This is a genomic window from Crenobacter oryzisoli (genome assembly GCF_030385785.1).
GTDB lineage: Bacteria > Pseudomonadota > Gammaproteobacteria > Burkholderiales > Chromobacteriaceae > Crenobacter_A > Crenobacter_A oryzisoli.
The window spans coordinates 81,253-95,505 of record NZ_JAUEDK010000004.1 but is presented as its reverse complement, the minus strand read 5'-3'; the positions used below and the strand labels follow the sequence as shown (position 1 = coordinate 95,505).

Sequence of the window (14,253 nt, the reverse complement as noted above, 5' to 3'; positions counted from 1 at the left end):
ATCCGCGCATGATTTGGCGAAAGGTTTCTGAATCTCGGATGTCACTATCCCGCAACCGCCAACAGGTGTCAAATTATTTCGGAAACAGATTCCATTTTTTTGCAAAACTCTATGTAGAGCTATACTTTTAGCGTGTTACAGAGTGATGTAAATACGGACTTAGCTCCCAAAGTATCAAGCGCGTTGTGCAAGGAGCGATAAGCGGCACAAAATGTCGTGGCCAGCCGTGCTAAAATGGCCGAAACCAGTCCACCCCTTTGATCGAAAGGCCTTTCCAGTCGATGACGAGGGGATTCTGTCCAACTTTGACGAGAGCTGAGTAGATGGCAAACGGCACTACGGCTACCAAGCGAAACCCACGCGGGCGGCCCGCCGACGGCACCACATCGAGCGTCGGCCAGGTACAGTCGCTGACCCGCGGCCTGTTGCTGATGGAACGCATTACCGAATCTCCGGCAGGGGTCACGCTGACCGACCTCGCGCTGCAAGTCGGGCTGCCCAACTCGACCACGCACCGCCTGCTGACCACGATGCAACAGATGGGCTTCGTGCAGCAGGTCGGCGACCTGGGCCTGTGGACGATCGGCGTGCGGGCATTCACCGTGGGCAGCGGCTTCCTCGGCAGCCGCGACCTGATGTCGATCGCACACCCGATCCTGCGCCGCCTGATGGAACAGTCCGGCGAGACCGCCAACCTTCTGGTGTTCGACGACGAAGAATGCCAGGCAGTGATGATCGGCCAGGTGCAGTGCCGCGAACTGATGCGAATGCTGGCACCGATTGGCGGGCGCCTGCCGATGCACGCCTCCGGTGGTGGCAAGGCCTTCCTCGCCACGCTGGACGACGTGGAAGTGACGCGCGTACTGCACAAAACCGGCCTGCCGCAGTACACCGACAGCACGATCAACACCCCGGCCCGCCTGAAGGAAGAACTGGCGCGCATCCGCCGCCAGGGCTACTCGTTCGACGACGAGGAGCACGCAGTCGGCCTGCGTTGCGTGGCGGCGTGCATCTACAACGAGAACAAGGAGCCGTTCGCGGCGGTCTCGGTGTCCGGCCCGAAGTCGCGCATCCCAGACGAGCGCGTCGTGCACCTGGGCTCGCTGGTGGTACAGGCAGCCGAGGACATCACCCTCGCCTACAGCGGCCATCCGCGCCCGGTCGCCCAGGCGGCCTGAGCGTACGGCCCAATGACGACAGCCCGTCCGGGAAACCGGGCGGGCTGTTTTGTTTTGGCAACAGCTTGGCCGAAGCGGGCTCAGCGGCGCTCCGCCACCGTCTCGTAGCGACCGGCCAACCAGTCCAGCACCAACGGGAAGTGGTCGTCCGGCGCGTCCGGATGGGTCAGCAGCGACACATGGTCGTAATCGTGGCGATGACCAGTGGCGCGGCCGAGCCGGTGCACCACGCCGAGCGGCGCGGCGCACTCGTCGCGAAAGCGCGCAACATCATGCGGATGGCCGCGGCAGGGGTCGTTCTGGGCGGCGAAGTACAGCGTCGGCGGCAGCGGGTGGCGGCGTGCCGCGTTGGCATAGTTGAAGCCATCGTCGTCCACCCAGGGTAGCGGCTTGGCCCACTGCATGCTCTGGTAGTGACTGCGGTCGGTTTCGTCGTCGGCACCGAGGCGCATCCGCGTCGCCGGCAGATAGCCATAGCGGCGGATCACCCAGCGGGCGATGCGGTTCCACAACAGGTCGACCTCGAACAGCTTGTTGAGGTTGAACACGCGGATGCTGCGCTTGCTGCCGAACCAGACGCAGGATTTCACTCGCTCGATCAGCGCCGGCTGCCAAAGCAGGCTGCTAGTCATATGCACCCCGCCCCAGGAGTGGGCCAGACAGTGCACCGGCACCTCGCCTCGTTCACGACGGATCGCCTCGAACAGCGCCGGGATATCTTCGCGGATAATCTCGGTCTGGCCGTGGCGGGCCTGGCGATCGATCTTCGGCGTGCTGCGACCACGACCGCGCAGATCGGCAACGTACACATCAAAACCGGCGCGCGCCAGAAATGGCGCCAAGCCCTTGCCGCTGTCAGTGTAGAAAATGCGCCCATTTGCCATCACCCCGTGCACCATCAGCACGGCTTCGCCGTTGACCGAGCCCTGTAGCCTCCTGATGTAGAGTCGGTCGCCTCCGCTGCCAACCGGCACCCACAGATCGCTTTCCTGAATCTCCATCCCCATCCTCGTATTCGTGCGTCAGCCGTCTTGCGCAGAAAATCAAGCAAACGCTTGAATCATTACTGGATGGAATGAACGCGTCAAGTCGACATGCCGCCACTAGCAAATGGAGGGGGGGGAGGACGCTTGGCCAGCCCGCGGCGAGGAACGTTGAGGCAGGTCAGCGCAGATACCTAGACGCGGCCGGGCCGGCCTCGTCAAATCCGGATCCTGCCTGGCCCGCCCTACTTCATCGAGACCAGTTCACCACACGGCGCCAGACGCCGCTCGCGCCACTCCTGCCACAGCGTGCTCCCTGCCAGCAGTGCCAGCGCGATAGCGATCAACCCCATGCCGGCCGCCTCGGCCGGACGAGGCCACTCGTTCAATTGCCAAGCCGACAGTGCCACCGCGACCGTCGGCACCGCCAGGATGTTGAGGCTAGCAGTGCCGGCACTGAGCCGGCCGAGCAGGATCATCCACAGCAGCCAGCCCAACCCCGAGGCGCCGATGCCGGTGAACACCAGCACCGTCAGCAGCGTCGGCGACCAGTCGATCGTGCGCTGCGGCAGCCAGCAGGCCACCAGCAGCATGGGCAGGTAGCCGAACAGCATCTGCCAGAAGGTCAGGTTGAGCACATCGAGGCGCGGCTGACGAATGCGCATTCGCTTGGCGAGGATGTTCGCGATCGCCCAAGAGAGCCCGGTACCGACCGCCAGTATTTCGGCCAACCTCAGCGTCATGCCATGCCACGGCTCGAGCACACCGATGAGCCCCGCCAGCGCGATGGTGAGGGCCAGCCATTGTGGCTGGCGTACTCGTTCCCCAAGACAGGCCTGAGCCAGCAACACCGTCCAGAACGGCATGGTATAGGTCAGCACCGACACCTTGCCGGCACCGCCACTCAATAGTGCCAAGCTGGACAAGACATTGAAGCCGAAAGTCTGCGTCACGCCGAGCCAGAAGGTCGGCAGTAACGGCGGTGGGGTCAATCGCCGACCGCTGAGCAGCAAGCAGGCCAGCAGTGTCGCCAGCCCGAGCGCACCCCGCAGCAGCACTAAATCGATCGGTCCGACGTAGGCCAGCGCGACCTTCGACAGCACCCAGGTGTAGCCCCAGATGCCCCACAGCGCAACCAGCAGCAACAGTGTGCCGGCCCGCCCCTTGCCCATCGTCATCACTTCCTCCCCTTGGTCGACGGCCGCTTATGACAATTAATTTAACTGGACACAAAACAACGGCCCGGCAGATGCCGGGCCGTCTTGGTCAGCGGCGGGCCATCGCCCGCCTCAGGTTCAGCCCAGGTTCTTCGAGACGATTTCGTAGACGTCCTTGGACAGGCCATCCGAACCGTGGATACGTTCCAGCTCGGCCCTCATCAGCGCCTGGCGCGCCGGCTCGACCTTCTTCCAGCGGTTGAACGCCTGAACCAGCCGGCTTGCCACCTGCGGGTTGAACGCGTCGATCGCCAGCACCTGGTCGGCGACGAAGCGATAGCCAGAGCCGTCTGCAGCGTGGAAGAGCGGCAGGTTGCGACCGAAGGTGCCGATCAGCGAACGCGCCTTGTTCGGATTCTTCAGCGAGAACGCCGGGTGTTCCAGCGCGTTCTGCACATGTTCCAGCGTGCACGACAGCTGGCTTGAAGCGATCAGCGCGAAATACTTGTCCATCACCAGCGCATCGTCGGCCCAGCGCTCGTCAAACGCCTCGAAGCATTCGGTACGCGCGTCGGTATCGCAGTCCTTCAACGCCACCAGCGCCCCCATCTGGTCGGTCATGTTGTCGGCGCCGAAGCATTGCTTCTTCGCCGCTTCCTGCGGCCAGTCGTCAGGCAGGCGGTTGAGCATTGCCAGCGCAAGGTTCTTCAGCGCACGCTTGTCGGCATCCTGCGGCTTGTATTCGCGGGTCTGATTCAGATCGAACGCCTCGTGCCAGTCGCCACGCAGCGCCTGCGCCAGCTCGACCAGCACGAATTCGCGAACCTGGTGGATCAGCGCCGGGTCGGCCGCATCCAGCCACTCGAGCATCTCACCCTCGCCCGGCAGGGTCAGCATCAACGCCTTGAACGCCGGGTCGATGGTCAGATCGGTCAGCACCGCGCCAAATGCGTCGACGATAGTCGTCGACAGCGTCAGCGGCTTGCCGGCCTGTGCATCATGGTACAGGCCAACCAGCAGCCTTTGCGCCAGCGTCTGGCCAGCCTCCCAACGCGCAAACGGGTCGCTGTCGTTGGCGAGCAGGAACGCCAGCTCGTCGTCGCGCCAGTCGAAATTGAGCTTCACCGGCGCAGAGAAGTCGCGCAACAGCGACGGCACCGGCTCGGTGACGACATTGACGAAGGTAAACGCCTGTTCGGCCGATTTCACGTCGAGCACGCGGCTCACGCCCTGCGGCTCGTCCTCGCCTTCGAGCTGCAGCGGCAGGTCAACGCCGTCACGGCCGACCAGGCCGAGCGCCAGCGGAATGTGGAACGGCAGCTTGTGTTCCTGCCCCGGTGTGGCCGGGCAACTTTGCTTCACGGTCAGCGTGTAGCGCAGGCCGACCGGATCGTAGTCGCCGGTCACATCGAGCACCGGGGTGCCAGCCTGGCTGTACCACAACGCGAACTGGTCGAGGTTGACGCCGTTGGCGTCGGCCATTGCGGCGCGGAAGTCGTCGCAGGTAACCGCTTGGCCATCATGGCGACGGAAGTACAACTCCATGCCCTTCTTGAAGCCGTCGCGACCGAGCAGCGTCTGGTACATCCGCACCACTTCGGCGCCCTTCTCGTACACCGTCATGGTGTAGAAGTTGTTCATCTCGATGTAGCTGTCCGGACGGATCGGATGTGCGGTCGGGCCGGCATCCTCCGGGAACTGCATCGCGCGCAGCTGCTTCACGTCCTCGATGCGCTTGACCGCGCGGCTGGTCATGTCGGCCGAAAACTCCTGGTCGCGGAACACCGTCAGGCCTTCCTTCAACGACAGCTGGAACCAGTCGCGGCAGGTGACGCGGTTGCCGGTCCAGTTGTGGAAGTACTCGTGGCCGATCACCGCCTCGACACCTTCAAAATCGGTGTCGGTGGCCGTGTCCTTGCGCGCCAGCACGTACTTGGTGTTGAAGATGTTGAGGCCCTTGTTTTCCATCGCCCCCATGTTGAAGTCACCGACGGCCACGATCATGTAGATGTCGAGATCGTATTCGAGGTCGAAGCGGTCCTCGTCCCACTTCATCGCGCGCTTCAGCGACGCCATCGCGTGCGCGGCCTTGTCCTGGTCGGCCGGCTCGGTCCAGATCTCCAGCGCCACGGCGCGGCCGCTCTGGGTAACGAAGCGGTCCTTCAGCACCGCCAGCTTGCCGGCCACCAGCGCGAACAGGTAGGACGGCTTTCGGTAGGGGTCGACCCACTTCACCCAGTGGCGCTTCTTGTCGAGCATGCCCTCACCCACCTTGTTGCCGTTCGAGAGCAGTACCGGGTACTTGTTCTTGTCGGCAACGATGGTGGTGGTGAACTTGGACATCACGTCCGGGCGATCAAGGTAGTAGGTGATCTTGCGGAAGCCCTCGGGTTCGCACTGGGTGAACAGGTTGCCGTTGCTGGCATACAAGCCCATCAGCGAGGCGTTGCTCGCCGGCTCCAGTTCGGTTTCCACTTCGAGGATGAAGCCGTCCGGCAAGCCGGTCAGCGTCAGCAGGTCCTCTTCCAGACGGAAGCGGTCTTCGGCCAACCTGTCGCCATCGAGCGTCAGGCTGAGCAGCCGGGCCGATCCGTGCAGCACCAGTTCGCCACTTGCCGCCGCCTGGGGATGGCGACTGAGCACCAGCCGCGATTTGACGCGGGTGGCTTCGTCCTGGATGTCAAAAGTCAGGTCGACCTTATCGATCAGATAGGACGGAGGAGTGTAGTCCTTGAGGTAGTGGACTTGAGGCGTGGAGGTATCGTGCTTGGCCATCGCGTACTCTTCTTCTCACAGTTACATGCCCGGCGCCGCTACGCGAGCGGCCGGGTACAGAGCGCCGCCGGCACGCTAGCCGGCGACAGGATACGGCCGGTCAGCCGTGGCTCGGCCAGGCGGCCCCGGCGTCCGGGATGCGGCGCAGCCGACAGGTATCAGCCGGCGTCGGAAGCAGCTTGGCGTCGACCACCTGCAGCTCGTCGCGACGGAACGCATACAAGCGCACCGTGTCGCCCGGCTCGAAGCGGGCGAGTTGACGGTCCAGGTCGGCCGCCTTCAGGCCGTCCACCGCGATCAGCACGTCGCCGCCGGACAGCCCGGCCGCCTGCGCTGCTCCGCCGTCGAACACGTTGACGAGTTTCAGGCCGAGCGGGTCGGCTGCGGTCTTCACGCCGAGCGTGGCGCGACCCCGCGCCTTGGTGTCAATAGATTCGACCACGCCGCCTCGGTCAGAGGCGGATTCGGCCGGGGTCAGCGCCAGATCGATGCCCTGCGTCGCCAGCAGCTCGGCCAACGGCAGCTCGGCAGTCGAACGCAGCGCCAGGTCGAAGAACGGTTTCAGGTCGAGGCCGGTCACTTCGGCAGCGACTTGCTCCCACTCATCTTCGGCCAGGCCCTTGCCGTCGGCCAGCCACTTCGCCCACAACGCGCGCATCACATCATCGAGCGACTGGCGGCCCTGGGTATCGCGGCGGATCAACAAATCGAGCGCCAAGGCCACCAGTGAGCCCTTGGTATAGTAGCTGACGATCGCGTTCGGGCTGTTCTCGTCTTGGCGGTAGTACTTGGTCCAGGCGGTGAGACTGGAGTCGACCAGGGTCTGCTTCAGTCGCCCGGCGCCGCGCTCGACACCGGTAATCACCTTGGCGACCAGGCCCAGGTAGCGGTTCTCGTCGATCAGTCCGGCGCGCAACAGCGCCAGGTCGTCATAATAGGAGGTGATACCCTCGAATGCCCACAGCAGCGTGGTGTGGTTCTCGCGAGTCAGATCATACGGGGTGAACGCAGCCGGCTTCATCCGCTTCACGTTCCAGCTGTGGAAATACTCGTGGCTGATCAGGCCCAAGAGCTGCAGATAGCCGTCGCTGATCTCTGTGGCGCCAGATGCTGGCAGGTCGTCGCGGTTGGCCACCAGTGCGGTCGAGGCGCGATGCTCCAGCCCACCATAGATGTTGTCGCCGACGAACAGCATAAACACGTAGTGGTCGAATGGCGCCGGTTCGCCAAACAGCTTGATCTGCCACTCGCATATCTTTTTGGTATCGGCCACCAAACGCTTCAGGTTGGCCTTGTATCGACCCGACACCACGAATTCATGTGGTACGCCGCAAGCCTTGAAGCTGACCCGTTCGAACTCGCCGAGCTCGACCGGATGGTCGATCAACTCGTCATAATTCGCGGCGCGATACCGGCCAAAACCGGACTTCTTTTTCACGTCCACCGCGGTCAGCGCGGTCGCCACCTTCCATTCCTCGTAGGCCTTGCCCTTAGGCGCCAGGATCTCCACCTCGCACGGCCCGCTCTCGTAACCGTCGGCGGACAGGAACACGCTGGTGCCGTTGAAGAAGCCGCGCGAGGTATCCAGGTAGGCGCCCCGTACCGACAGGTCGAATGCATACACTTCGTAGTGCAGCGTCAGTTCCCCCTTCACCGGCTCAGCCTGCCAGGTCGCCTTGTCAAGCTGGGTGATTGCGACCGGCTTGCCGCCCGCCTCGGCCCGCAAGGCGACGATGTGGCGAGCAAATTCACGGATCATATAACTGCCGGGAATCCAGGTCGGCAAACGGAAAATCTGTCCTTGCTTAGCAGGACGGGCTAGGGTGAGGGTAACCTCGAAACGGTGCGCTTCGCAGGACGCGGCACGGATCGTATAGGCAAGCGACACGGGGGGACCTCAATCGCGATGAGCGAAAACCGGCATTTTACCATTTCCGCGGCATTAGACCCGGCTCGGGATTGATCCAGGTCAAAAGCAGCCATCGCGATGACGATGTACTCTAGCAAACCGTGTGCCCTTGGGCCGCGCACGTGTGCCCTTGGGCCGCGCAACAGCAAAGTGGAAAGGGCTTGCAGACGCCGCTTACCGGCTAGTCCGTCGTGGGGGATTGATTTAGAATGATTCGTTGGCTGCTGGGCCTGCGTGCGTCATGTCGACGCTCATGCGGGTAGGATCATGCAAACCACTTGCCTCACCGCATGGTTAAGCCATTGATTTAGCGCAAGTAAAACGAATCTCTGCCGCTTGATGCCAGCCATTTCCATACATGGGGACGGTCTGCACGAGAATCAAGCTGCCATGCTTTATCGTTCTAGTTTGCAACCTTGGAGAAAACCTTAAATGGAAACGCAATCCACTTATAACTATAAGGTGGTGCGGCAGTTTGCAATCATGACCGTCGTCTGGGGGATTGTCGGCATGCTGGTAGGGGTCGTGATCGCGGCCCAGCTGGTGTGGCCGGACCTGAACTTCGGTCCATGGTTCCACTTTGGCCGACTGCGCCCGCTGCACACCAACGCCGTGATCTTCGCCTTTGGCGGTTCCGGTCTGTTCGCCACCTCGTACTATGTGGTGCAACGGACCTGTAACGTCCGCCTGATTTCCGACAAGATCGCCGCCTTCACCTTCTGGGGTTGGCAGGCCATCATTGTCGCCGCGGTAATCACGCTGCCGCTAGGCTACACCTTCGGCAAGGAGTACGCCGAACTCGAATGGCCGATCAAAGTGGCCATCACTGTGGTTTGGGTAGCCTACGCCTACGTGTTCTTCGGCACGATTGGGATCCGCAAGGTTAAACACATCTACGTTGCCAACTGGTTCTACGGTGCATTCATCCTGGCTGTGGCCCTGCTGCACATCGTCAACAGTGCGTTCGTGCCAGTGTCGCTGTTCAAGTCGTATTCGGTGTATTCCGGCGCCGTGGATGCGATGGTCCAGTGGTGGTACGGCCACAACGCCGTGGGCTTCTTCCTGACCGCCGCCTTCCTCGGCATGATGTACTACTTCGTCCCGAAGCAGGCAGGTCGCCCAATCTACTCGTACCGACTGTCGGTGGTGCACTTCTGGGCGCTGATCTTCACCTACATGTGGGCGGGTCCGCACCACCTGCACTACACCGCCCTGCCTGACTGGACCCAATCGGTCGGCATGGTGTTCTCGCTGGTGCTGCTGGCACCGAGCTGGGGCGGCATGATCAACGGCATCATGACCCTATCGGGCGCCTGGCACAAACTGCGTACCGACCCGATCCTGAAATTCCTGGTGGTGTCGCTGTCGTTCTATGGCATGTCGACCTTCGAAGGCCCGATGATGGCGATCAAGACCGTCAACGCGCTGTCCCACTACACCGACTGGACCATCGGCCACGTGCACTCCGGCGCACTGGGCTGGGTGGGCTTCATCACCATCGGTTCGATTTACTACCTGATCCCGCGTCTGTGGGGCCGTGAGCAGATGTACAGCATGAAGCTGGTCGAAGCGCATTTCTGGCTCGCCACCGTCGGCGTGGTGCTCTACATCTCCGCAATGTGGATCTCGGGCGTGACCGAAGGCCTGATGTGGCGCGCGCTGAACTCGGACGGCACGCTGACCTATTCCTTCGTCGAATCAGTGAAAGCGACCCATCCGTACCTCGCCGTACGCGTGCTGGGTGGTGCCCTGTACCTATCCGGCATGCTGCTGATGGCGTACAACACCCTCCGCACCGTGACCGCCGGTCGCGCCGTGGACGCCAAGATTCCGGCCATCACGGCTACTCACCACGCCTAAGCGGGAAAGAGGTTCTGCAAAGATGGAAAAAATCCAAAAACTCATCGAAGAACACGTCGGCTTCCTGATCGTGTTCACGCTGATCGTGATCAGCGTTGCGGGCCTGGTGGAAATCGTGCCGCTGGCGTTCCAGAAATCCACCACCGAGCCGGTGGCCGGCGTGAAGCCGTACACCGCGCTGCAGCTGGCCGGCCGCGACATCTACATTCGCGAAGGCTGCTACAACTGCCACTCGCAGATGATCCGCCCGTTCCGTTCCGAGACCGAGCGCTACGGCCACTACTCGGTTGCCGGCGAGTCGGTGTACGACCACCCATTCCAGTGGGGCTCCAAGCGTACCGGCCCGGACCTGGCCCGTGTCGGCGGCCGCTACTCGGACGAGTGGCAGCGCGTGCACCTGATGAACCCGCGTGACGTGGTGCCGGAGTCGATCATGCCGGCCTTCCCGTGGCTGGCCCGCAACCTGGCCGACGCGGCATCGGTGCCGAAGAAGATGGAAGCGCTGCGCAAGGTCGGCGTGCCATACACCGATAAGGACATCGCCGGTGCCACCGCCGAAGTGGAAGGCAAGTCGGAAATGGATGCCCTGATTGCCTATCTGCAGGGCCTGGGTCTTGCACTGAAGAATGCACGGTGAGCCACGATGGACCTAACCGAATTCGGACGGCTGCTATTCACCCTGATGTGTTTCGGCACCTTCATCGTGGTGGTCCTGATCGCTTACAGCAAGAAATCCAAGAAGCGCTATGACGAGGCGGCGAACATGCTGTTCGACGAGGACAAGCCTGTCGACGCCCCGACCTCCCAGCCTTCCAGCGGAGCAAAATAAATGAGTGATTTTGTCAGTGACTTTTGGGGGATCTGGATCTCCGTCATCGTGATCGCCGGCCTGCTCGGCCTCGGCTACCTGTTGTACTCACAGACCAAGTCTGTTGTCGTTAAAGGGGACAAGGTCGAGATCACCGGCCACATCTGGGACGGCGATCTGGCTGAGTACAACAACCCGCTGCCGCGCTGGTGGATGTGGCTGTTCTACCTGACCCTGGCGTTCGGCCTGGCCTACCTGGTGCTGTACCCGGGCCTCGGCAAATACCCGGGCCTGTTCGGCTGGACCTCGGTCGGCCAGTACAAGAAGGAACGCGCCGACGCGGAAGCGAAGTACCAGCCGCTGTACGACAAGTACCTGAAGCAGGACGTGAAGGCGCTGGCAGCCGACCCGCAGGCGCAGGAAATGGGCAAGCGACTGTTCCAGACCTACTGCGTGCAGTGCCACGGCTCTGATGCACGCGGCGCCAAGGGTTTCCCGAACCTGGTTCACCACGACTGGCAGTACGGCGGCACGCCGGAGAAGATCCACGAGACCATCTCCGAAGGCCGTCACGGTCAGATGCCGCCGTTCGGTGCCGCCTTCGGTGAAGAAAAGGTGAAGGACGTGGCCAACTACGTACTGTCGCTGTCCGGCAAGCACCACGACGCCGAGCGCGCCGCACGCGGCCAGGAAACCTTCAAGGCGATCTGCTCGGCCTGCCACGGCGCGGACGGTACCGGTAACCAGACCATCGGCGCACCGAACCTGACGCACCCGAGCGGCAGCTGGCTGTACGGTGGTACCGAGAAGACCATCATCGAGACCGTCACCAACGGCCGCAGCAACCAGATGCCGACCTGGAAGGACTTTCTCGGCGAAGGCAAGATTCACCTCTTGACCGCCTACGTCTGGGGCCTGTCCAATAACCCGCGCGCCCCGCAGCAACAGTAAGGCGCCCCCCATACTGCCCGCCTAGGCGGGCAGTATGTTTTACAACAAACGATCTATGTTTTTGTAAATTGATAGAGTGGGTTTCGTCAAAGCCAGCCGGGCTGGCTTTCGCGAATCCTTCTTACGAGGCATACCATGTCAGACCCCTTGAAGAACATTCCGATCAAGGTCGTACCGGCCACCGCCAGCCCCGACGATGACGCGCCGAACGAACTGGAACAGGTGTCGCTGTATGAGGCACACAAGAAAGTCTACCCGCGCTCGGTCAAAGGAATATTCAACAACTGGCGGGTGCTGTTCGTGCTGGCGACCCAGCTCGTCTACCTCGGCACCCCCTGGCTGGACTGGAACGGTCGCCAAGCCGTGCTGTTCGACTTGGTGAACCGCAAGTTCTTCCTGTTCGGGTTGACCATCTGGCCGCAGGATTTCGTCTATCTCGCCGCGCTGCTGATGTGCTGCGCATTCGGCCTGTTCACCTGGACCACCATCGCCGGGCGGCTGTGGTGTGGCTATTCCTGCCCGCAGACCGTCTACACCGAGATCATGCTGTGGATCGAGCAGTGGGTGGAGGGCGATCACACCAAGCGGATGAAGCTCGACAAGGCGCCGATGAACGCGCACAAACTGCGCATCAAGACCACCAAGCACAGCCTGATGATCGCGTTCTCGCTGTTCACCGGCTTTTCGCTGGTCGGCTACTTCACGCCGATCCGCGAGCTGGCCACCGCCCTGCCCCGTTTCGATTACGGGCCGTGGGAACTGTTCTGGATGTTCTTCTACGGCGGCTTCACCTATCTGTTCGCCGGTTTCATGCGCGAACAGGTATGCAAGTACATGTGCCCGTATGCACGCTTCCAGGCGGTGATGTTCGACTCGGACACGCTGATTATTTCCTACGACGAAGAGCGCGGCGAGCCGCGCGGCGCGCGGCGCAAGGGCGTCAACCCGCGCGAAGAAGGCAAGGGCGACTGCATCAACTGCCATATCTGCGTGCAGGTCTGCCCGGTCGGCATCGACATCCGCCAAGGCCTGCAGTACGAGTGCATCGGCTGCGCTGCCTGTGTCGATGCCTGCGACTCGGTGATGGACAAAATGGGCTACCCGCGCGGCCTGATCCGCTACACCACCGAGAACGCGCTGAACAAGGTCTACCCGGAGAGCCAGATTCTGTCGCGGCTGCGCCGCCCGCGCGTGGTGCTCTACGGTCTGCTGCTGTTGGCGGTGATCTCAGTGACGACAGGATCTCTGCTGATGCGCAAGCCGTTCAAGGTCGACATCATCCGCGACCGCGCGGCCCTGGTGCGCGAGACCAACGAGGGTTGGCTGGAGAACAGCTATAGCATCAAACTGTACAATACCTCGGAACAAACCCAGCGCTTCCGTTTCTCAGTCAAGGGCCTGCCGGGTATCAAGCTGACGACCGACACCCCGGTGGTCAGCATCCCCGGCACTGGCAGCGAGACGGTGGCGGTACGCGTCCAGGCCGACCCGCAGTACGCCACACAGGGCAGCCACGAGATTCATTTCGTCATCGAATCGCTCGACAAGCCCGGGCAGGTGGACGAAGAGAAATCAAGTTTCATCGGAGAGTAAGATGCAGGTCAAAACGCAAGCCCCACGCCCTTGGTACAAGGAGCCCTGGCCGTGGATCCTGGTGGGCATCCCGCTGATGTCGGTCATCGTCGGCAGCTGGTACGCCTACCTTGCCGTTACCACCAAGGACACCCTGGTCAGCGACGACTATTACAACCAGGGCAAGGCGATCAACCTGCAGCTCGATCGCGACCGGGTGTCGGCCCAGATGCAACTGCTCGGTCAGGCGGTATTCAGCGACGACATGCGCGCCGTGCGGCTGATGATCAAGAGCAAGGAGCCGCTGGCCCCGCAGCTGACTTTGCGCCTGCTGCACCCGACGCTGGCCGATCACGACCAGACCATCGCACTCAATATGGTGAGCCCGGGCCTGTATCAAGGCAGCCTGACGCCGTCCAAGGCCGAGCACTGGTACGTGCGACTCGAAGACCCGAAGGGCAAGTGGCGCATCCAGGGCGAATGGCTACCAGCCGATGGCCCTCAGGTCACACTCGACCCGATGCTGCCGGATGGTGGAGCAACAGAATGACCGCAATCACGATCACGATGAAGCGCCGCCTGCTGTTAGCCGGTCTTGCCGCATCGCTGTTGGCCGGCTGCGCCACCGGTGGCGGCTACACGCCGACCTACCTGAACGGCAGCGTGACGGTGCCTGCCGACAGCAAGCTGCAACTCTCCAAAGTGCACGTCAAGGTTCGCCTGCTTGACGTGAGCCAAGCCGACGCCCCGGCCGGCGTGTTGGCCGAACAGTACCTGAACCGGCCGCGCGCCTTCCCGATGCCGTTCTCGCTGTGCTATGACCGCCGTGCCCTGCTGCCGGGCCACCGCTATGCCGTCGATGCCCAGTTGTTTGTCGACGGCGAGCTGAAGATGCTCAATGCGGCCCAGGTTCCGGTGCTCGACCAAGCGAGCCCCGCCGAGCCGACCGTGTCACTGGAGCGCATCGGTAACTAAAACCGAACCGACTCGGGCCAAAGCGGAGCCAAAAGGCTCCGCTTTTTTCATGTTCGCTCCATCTCCGCACCTTCCTTTCGCCCCA

12 protein-coding genes are annotated in these 14,253 nt (G+C 62.4%); 8 read left to right on the top strand and 4 right to left on the bottom strand.

Annotated features, from left to right (window positions below; translation table 11 throughout):
- The first annotated feature begins 323 nt into the window (after positions 1 to 323).
- Complete coding sequence (iclR, locus tag QU481_RS03455; protein WP_289828498.1) at positions 324 to 1,178, top strand: glyoxylate bypass operon transcriptional repressor IclR; 855 nt, start codon at positions 324 to 326, stop codon at positions 1,176 to 1,178.
- 80 nt (positions 1,179 to 1,258) lie between these two features.
- On the opposite strand, the gene QU481_RS03450 is transcribed toward iclR, so the two are convergent.
- The 4 genes from QU481_RS03450 to QU481_RS03435 all read right to left on the bottom strand — a co-directional run bounded on the left by QU481_RS03450 (position 1,259) and on the right by QU481_RS03435 (position 7,981).
- Positions 1,259 to 2,179 carry an alpha/beta fold hydrolase gene (locus QU481_RS03450; RefSeq protein WP_289828497.1) on the bottom strand — a complete coding sequence of 307 codons (921 nt, stop codon included), beginning with the start codon at positions 2,177 to 2,179 and terminating at the stop codon, positions 1,259 to 1,261.
- A 227-nt stretch (positions 2,180 to 2,406) separates the two neighbouring features.
- On the bottom strand, positions 2,407 to 3,339 hold the full coding sequence (locus QU481_RS03445) for a DMT family transporter (protein ID WP_289828496.1): 933 nt from the start codon (positions 3,337 to 3,339) through the stop codon (positions 2,407 to 2,409).
- Positions 3,340 to 3,456: 117 nt separating this feature from the next.
- Complete coding sequence (pepN, locus tag QU481_RS03440) at positions 3,457 to 6,093, bottom strand: aminopeptidase N (RefSeq protein WP_289828495.1); 2,637 nt, start codon at positions 6,091 to 6,093, stop codon at positions 3,457 to 3,459.
- Positions 6,094 to 6,193: 100 nt separating this feature from the next.
- Entirely contained in the window at positions 6,194 to 7,981 is a 1,788-nt protein-coding gene (locus QU481_RS03435; protein ID WP_289828494.1) for a M61 family metallopeptidase, read from the bottom strand.
- A gap of 453 nt (positions 7,982 to 8,434) precedes the next feature.
- On the opposite strand from QU481_RS03435, the gene ccoN reads away from it, so the two are divergent.
- The 7 genes from ccoN (at position 8,435) to QU481_RS03400 (ending at position 14,168) form a co-directional block, all read left to right on the top strand.
- Positions 8,435 to 9,862 (top strand): cytochrome-c oxidase, cbb3-type subunit I, encoded by a 1,428-nt coding sequence (gene ccoN / locus QU481_RS03430; RefSeq protein WP_289828493.1) that lies wholly within the window; start codon positions 8,435 to 8,437, stop codon positions 9,860 to 9,862.
- Between the two features lie 22 nt (positions 9,863 to 9,884).
- Entirely contained in the window at positions 9,885 to 10,499 is a 615-nt protein-coding gene (ccoO, locus tag QU481_RS03425) for a cytochrome-c oxidase, cbb3-type subunit II (protein WP_289828492.1), read from the top strand.
- Positions 10,500 to 10,505: 6 nt separating this feature from the next.
- Entirely contained in the window at positions 10,506 to 10,691 is a 186-nt protein-coding gene (locus QU481_RS03420; RefSeq protein WP_289828491.1) for a cbb3-type cytochrome oxidase subunit 3, read from the top strand.
- Positions 10,692 to 11,621 (top strand): cytochrome-c oxidase, cbb3-type subunit III, encoded by a 930-nt coding sequence (gene ccoP / locus QU481_RS03415; RefSeq protein ID WP_289828490.1) that lies wholly within the window; start codon positions 10,692 to 10,694, stop codon positions 11,619 to 11,621.
- 135 nt (positions 11,622 to 11,756) lie between these two features.
- The gene (gene ccoG / locus QU481_RS03410) at positions 11,757 to 13,214 is read left to right on the top strand and encodes a cytochrome c oxidase accessory protein CcoG (protein WP_289828489.1); all 1,458 of its coding nucleotides are present in this window, start codon (positions 11,757 to 11,759) and stop codon (positions 13,212 to 13,214) included.
- A gap of 1 nt (position 13,215) precedes the next feature.
- Positions 13,216 to 13,743 (top strand): FixH family protein, encoded by a 528-nt coding sequence (locus QU481_RS03405; protein WP_289828488.1) that lies wholly within the window; start codon positions 13,216 to 13,218, stop codon positions 13,741 to 13,743.
- Positions 13,740 to 14,168, top strand: a complete 429-nt coding sequence (locus QU481_RS03400) for a YbaY family lipoprotein (RefSeq protein WP_289828487.1) — start codon at positions 13,740 to 13,742, stop codon at positions 14,166 to 14,168. The genes QU481_RS03405 and QU481_RS03400 overlap by 4 nt, the downstream gene beginning before the upstream one ends.
- The last annotated feature ends 85 nt before the right edge of the window (positions 14,169 to 14,253 follow it).

Coding starts and splice junctions, on each gene's coding strand:
- iclR (WP_289828498.1), top strand. CDS start 324: ATGGCAAACGGCACTACGGCTACCAAGCGAAACCCACGCGGGCGGCCC.
- QU481_RS03450 (WP_289828497.1), bottom strand. CDS start 2,179: ATGGAGATTCAGGAAAGCGATCTGTGGGTGCCGGTTGGCAGCGGAGGC.
- QU481_RS03445 (WP_289828496.1), bottom strand. CDS start 3,339: ATGACGATGGGCAAGGGGCGGGCCGGCACACTGTTGCTGCTGGTTGCG.
- pepN (WP_289828495.1), bottom strand. CDS start 6,093: ATGGCCAAGCACGATACCTCCACGCCTCAAGTCCACTACCTCAAGGAC.
- ccoN (WP_289828493.1), top strand. CDS start 8,435: ATGGAAACGCAATCCACTTATAACTATAAGGTGGTGCGGCAGTTTGCA.
- ccoO (WP_289828492.1), top strand. CDS start 9,885: ATGGAAAAAATCCAAAAACTCATCGAAGAACACGTCGGCTTCCTGATC.
- QU481_RS03420 (WP_289828491.1), top strand. CDS start 10,506: ATGGACCTAACCGAATTCGGACGGCTGCTATTCACCCTGATGTGTTTC.
- ccoP (WP_289828490.1), top strand. CDS start 10,692: ATGAGTGATTTTGTCAGTGACTTTTGGGGGATCTGGATCTCCGTCATC.
- ccoG (WP_289828489.1), top strand. CDS start 11,757: ATGTCAGACCCCTTGAAGAACATTCCGATCAAGGTCGTACCGGCCACC.
- QU481_RS03405 (WP_289828488.1), top strand. CDS start 13,216: ATGCAGGTCAAAACGCAAGCCCCACGCCCTTGGTACAAGGAGCCCTGG.
- QU481_RS03400 (WP_289828487.1), top strand. CDS start 13,740: ATGACCGCAATCACGATCACGATGAAGCGCCGCCTGCTGTTAGCCGGT.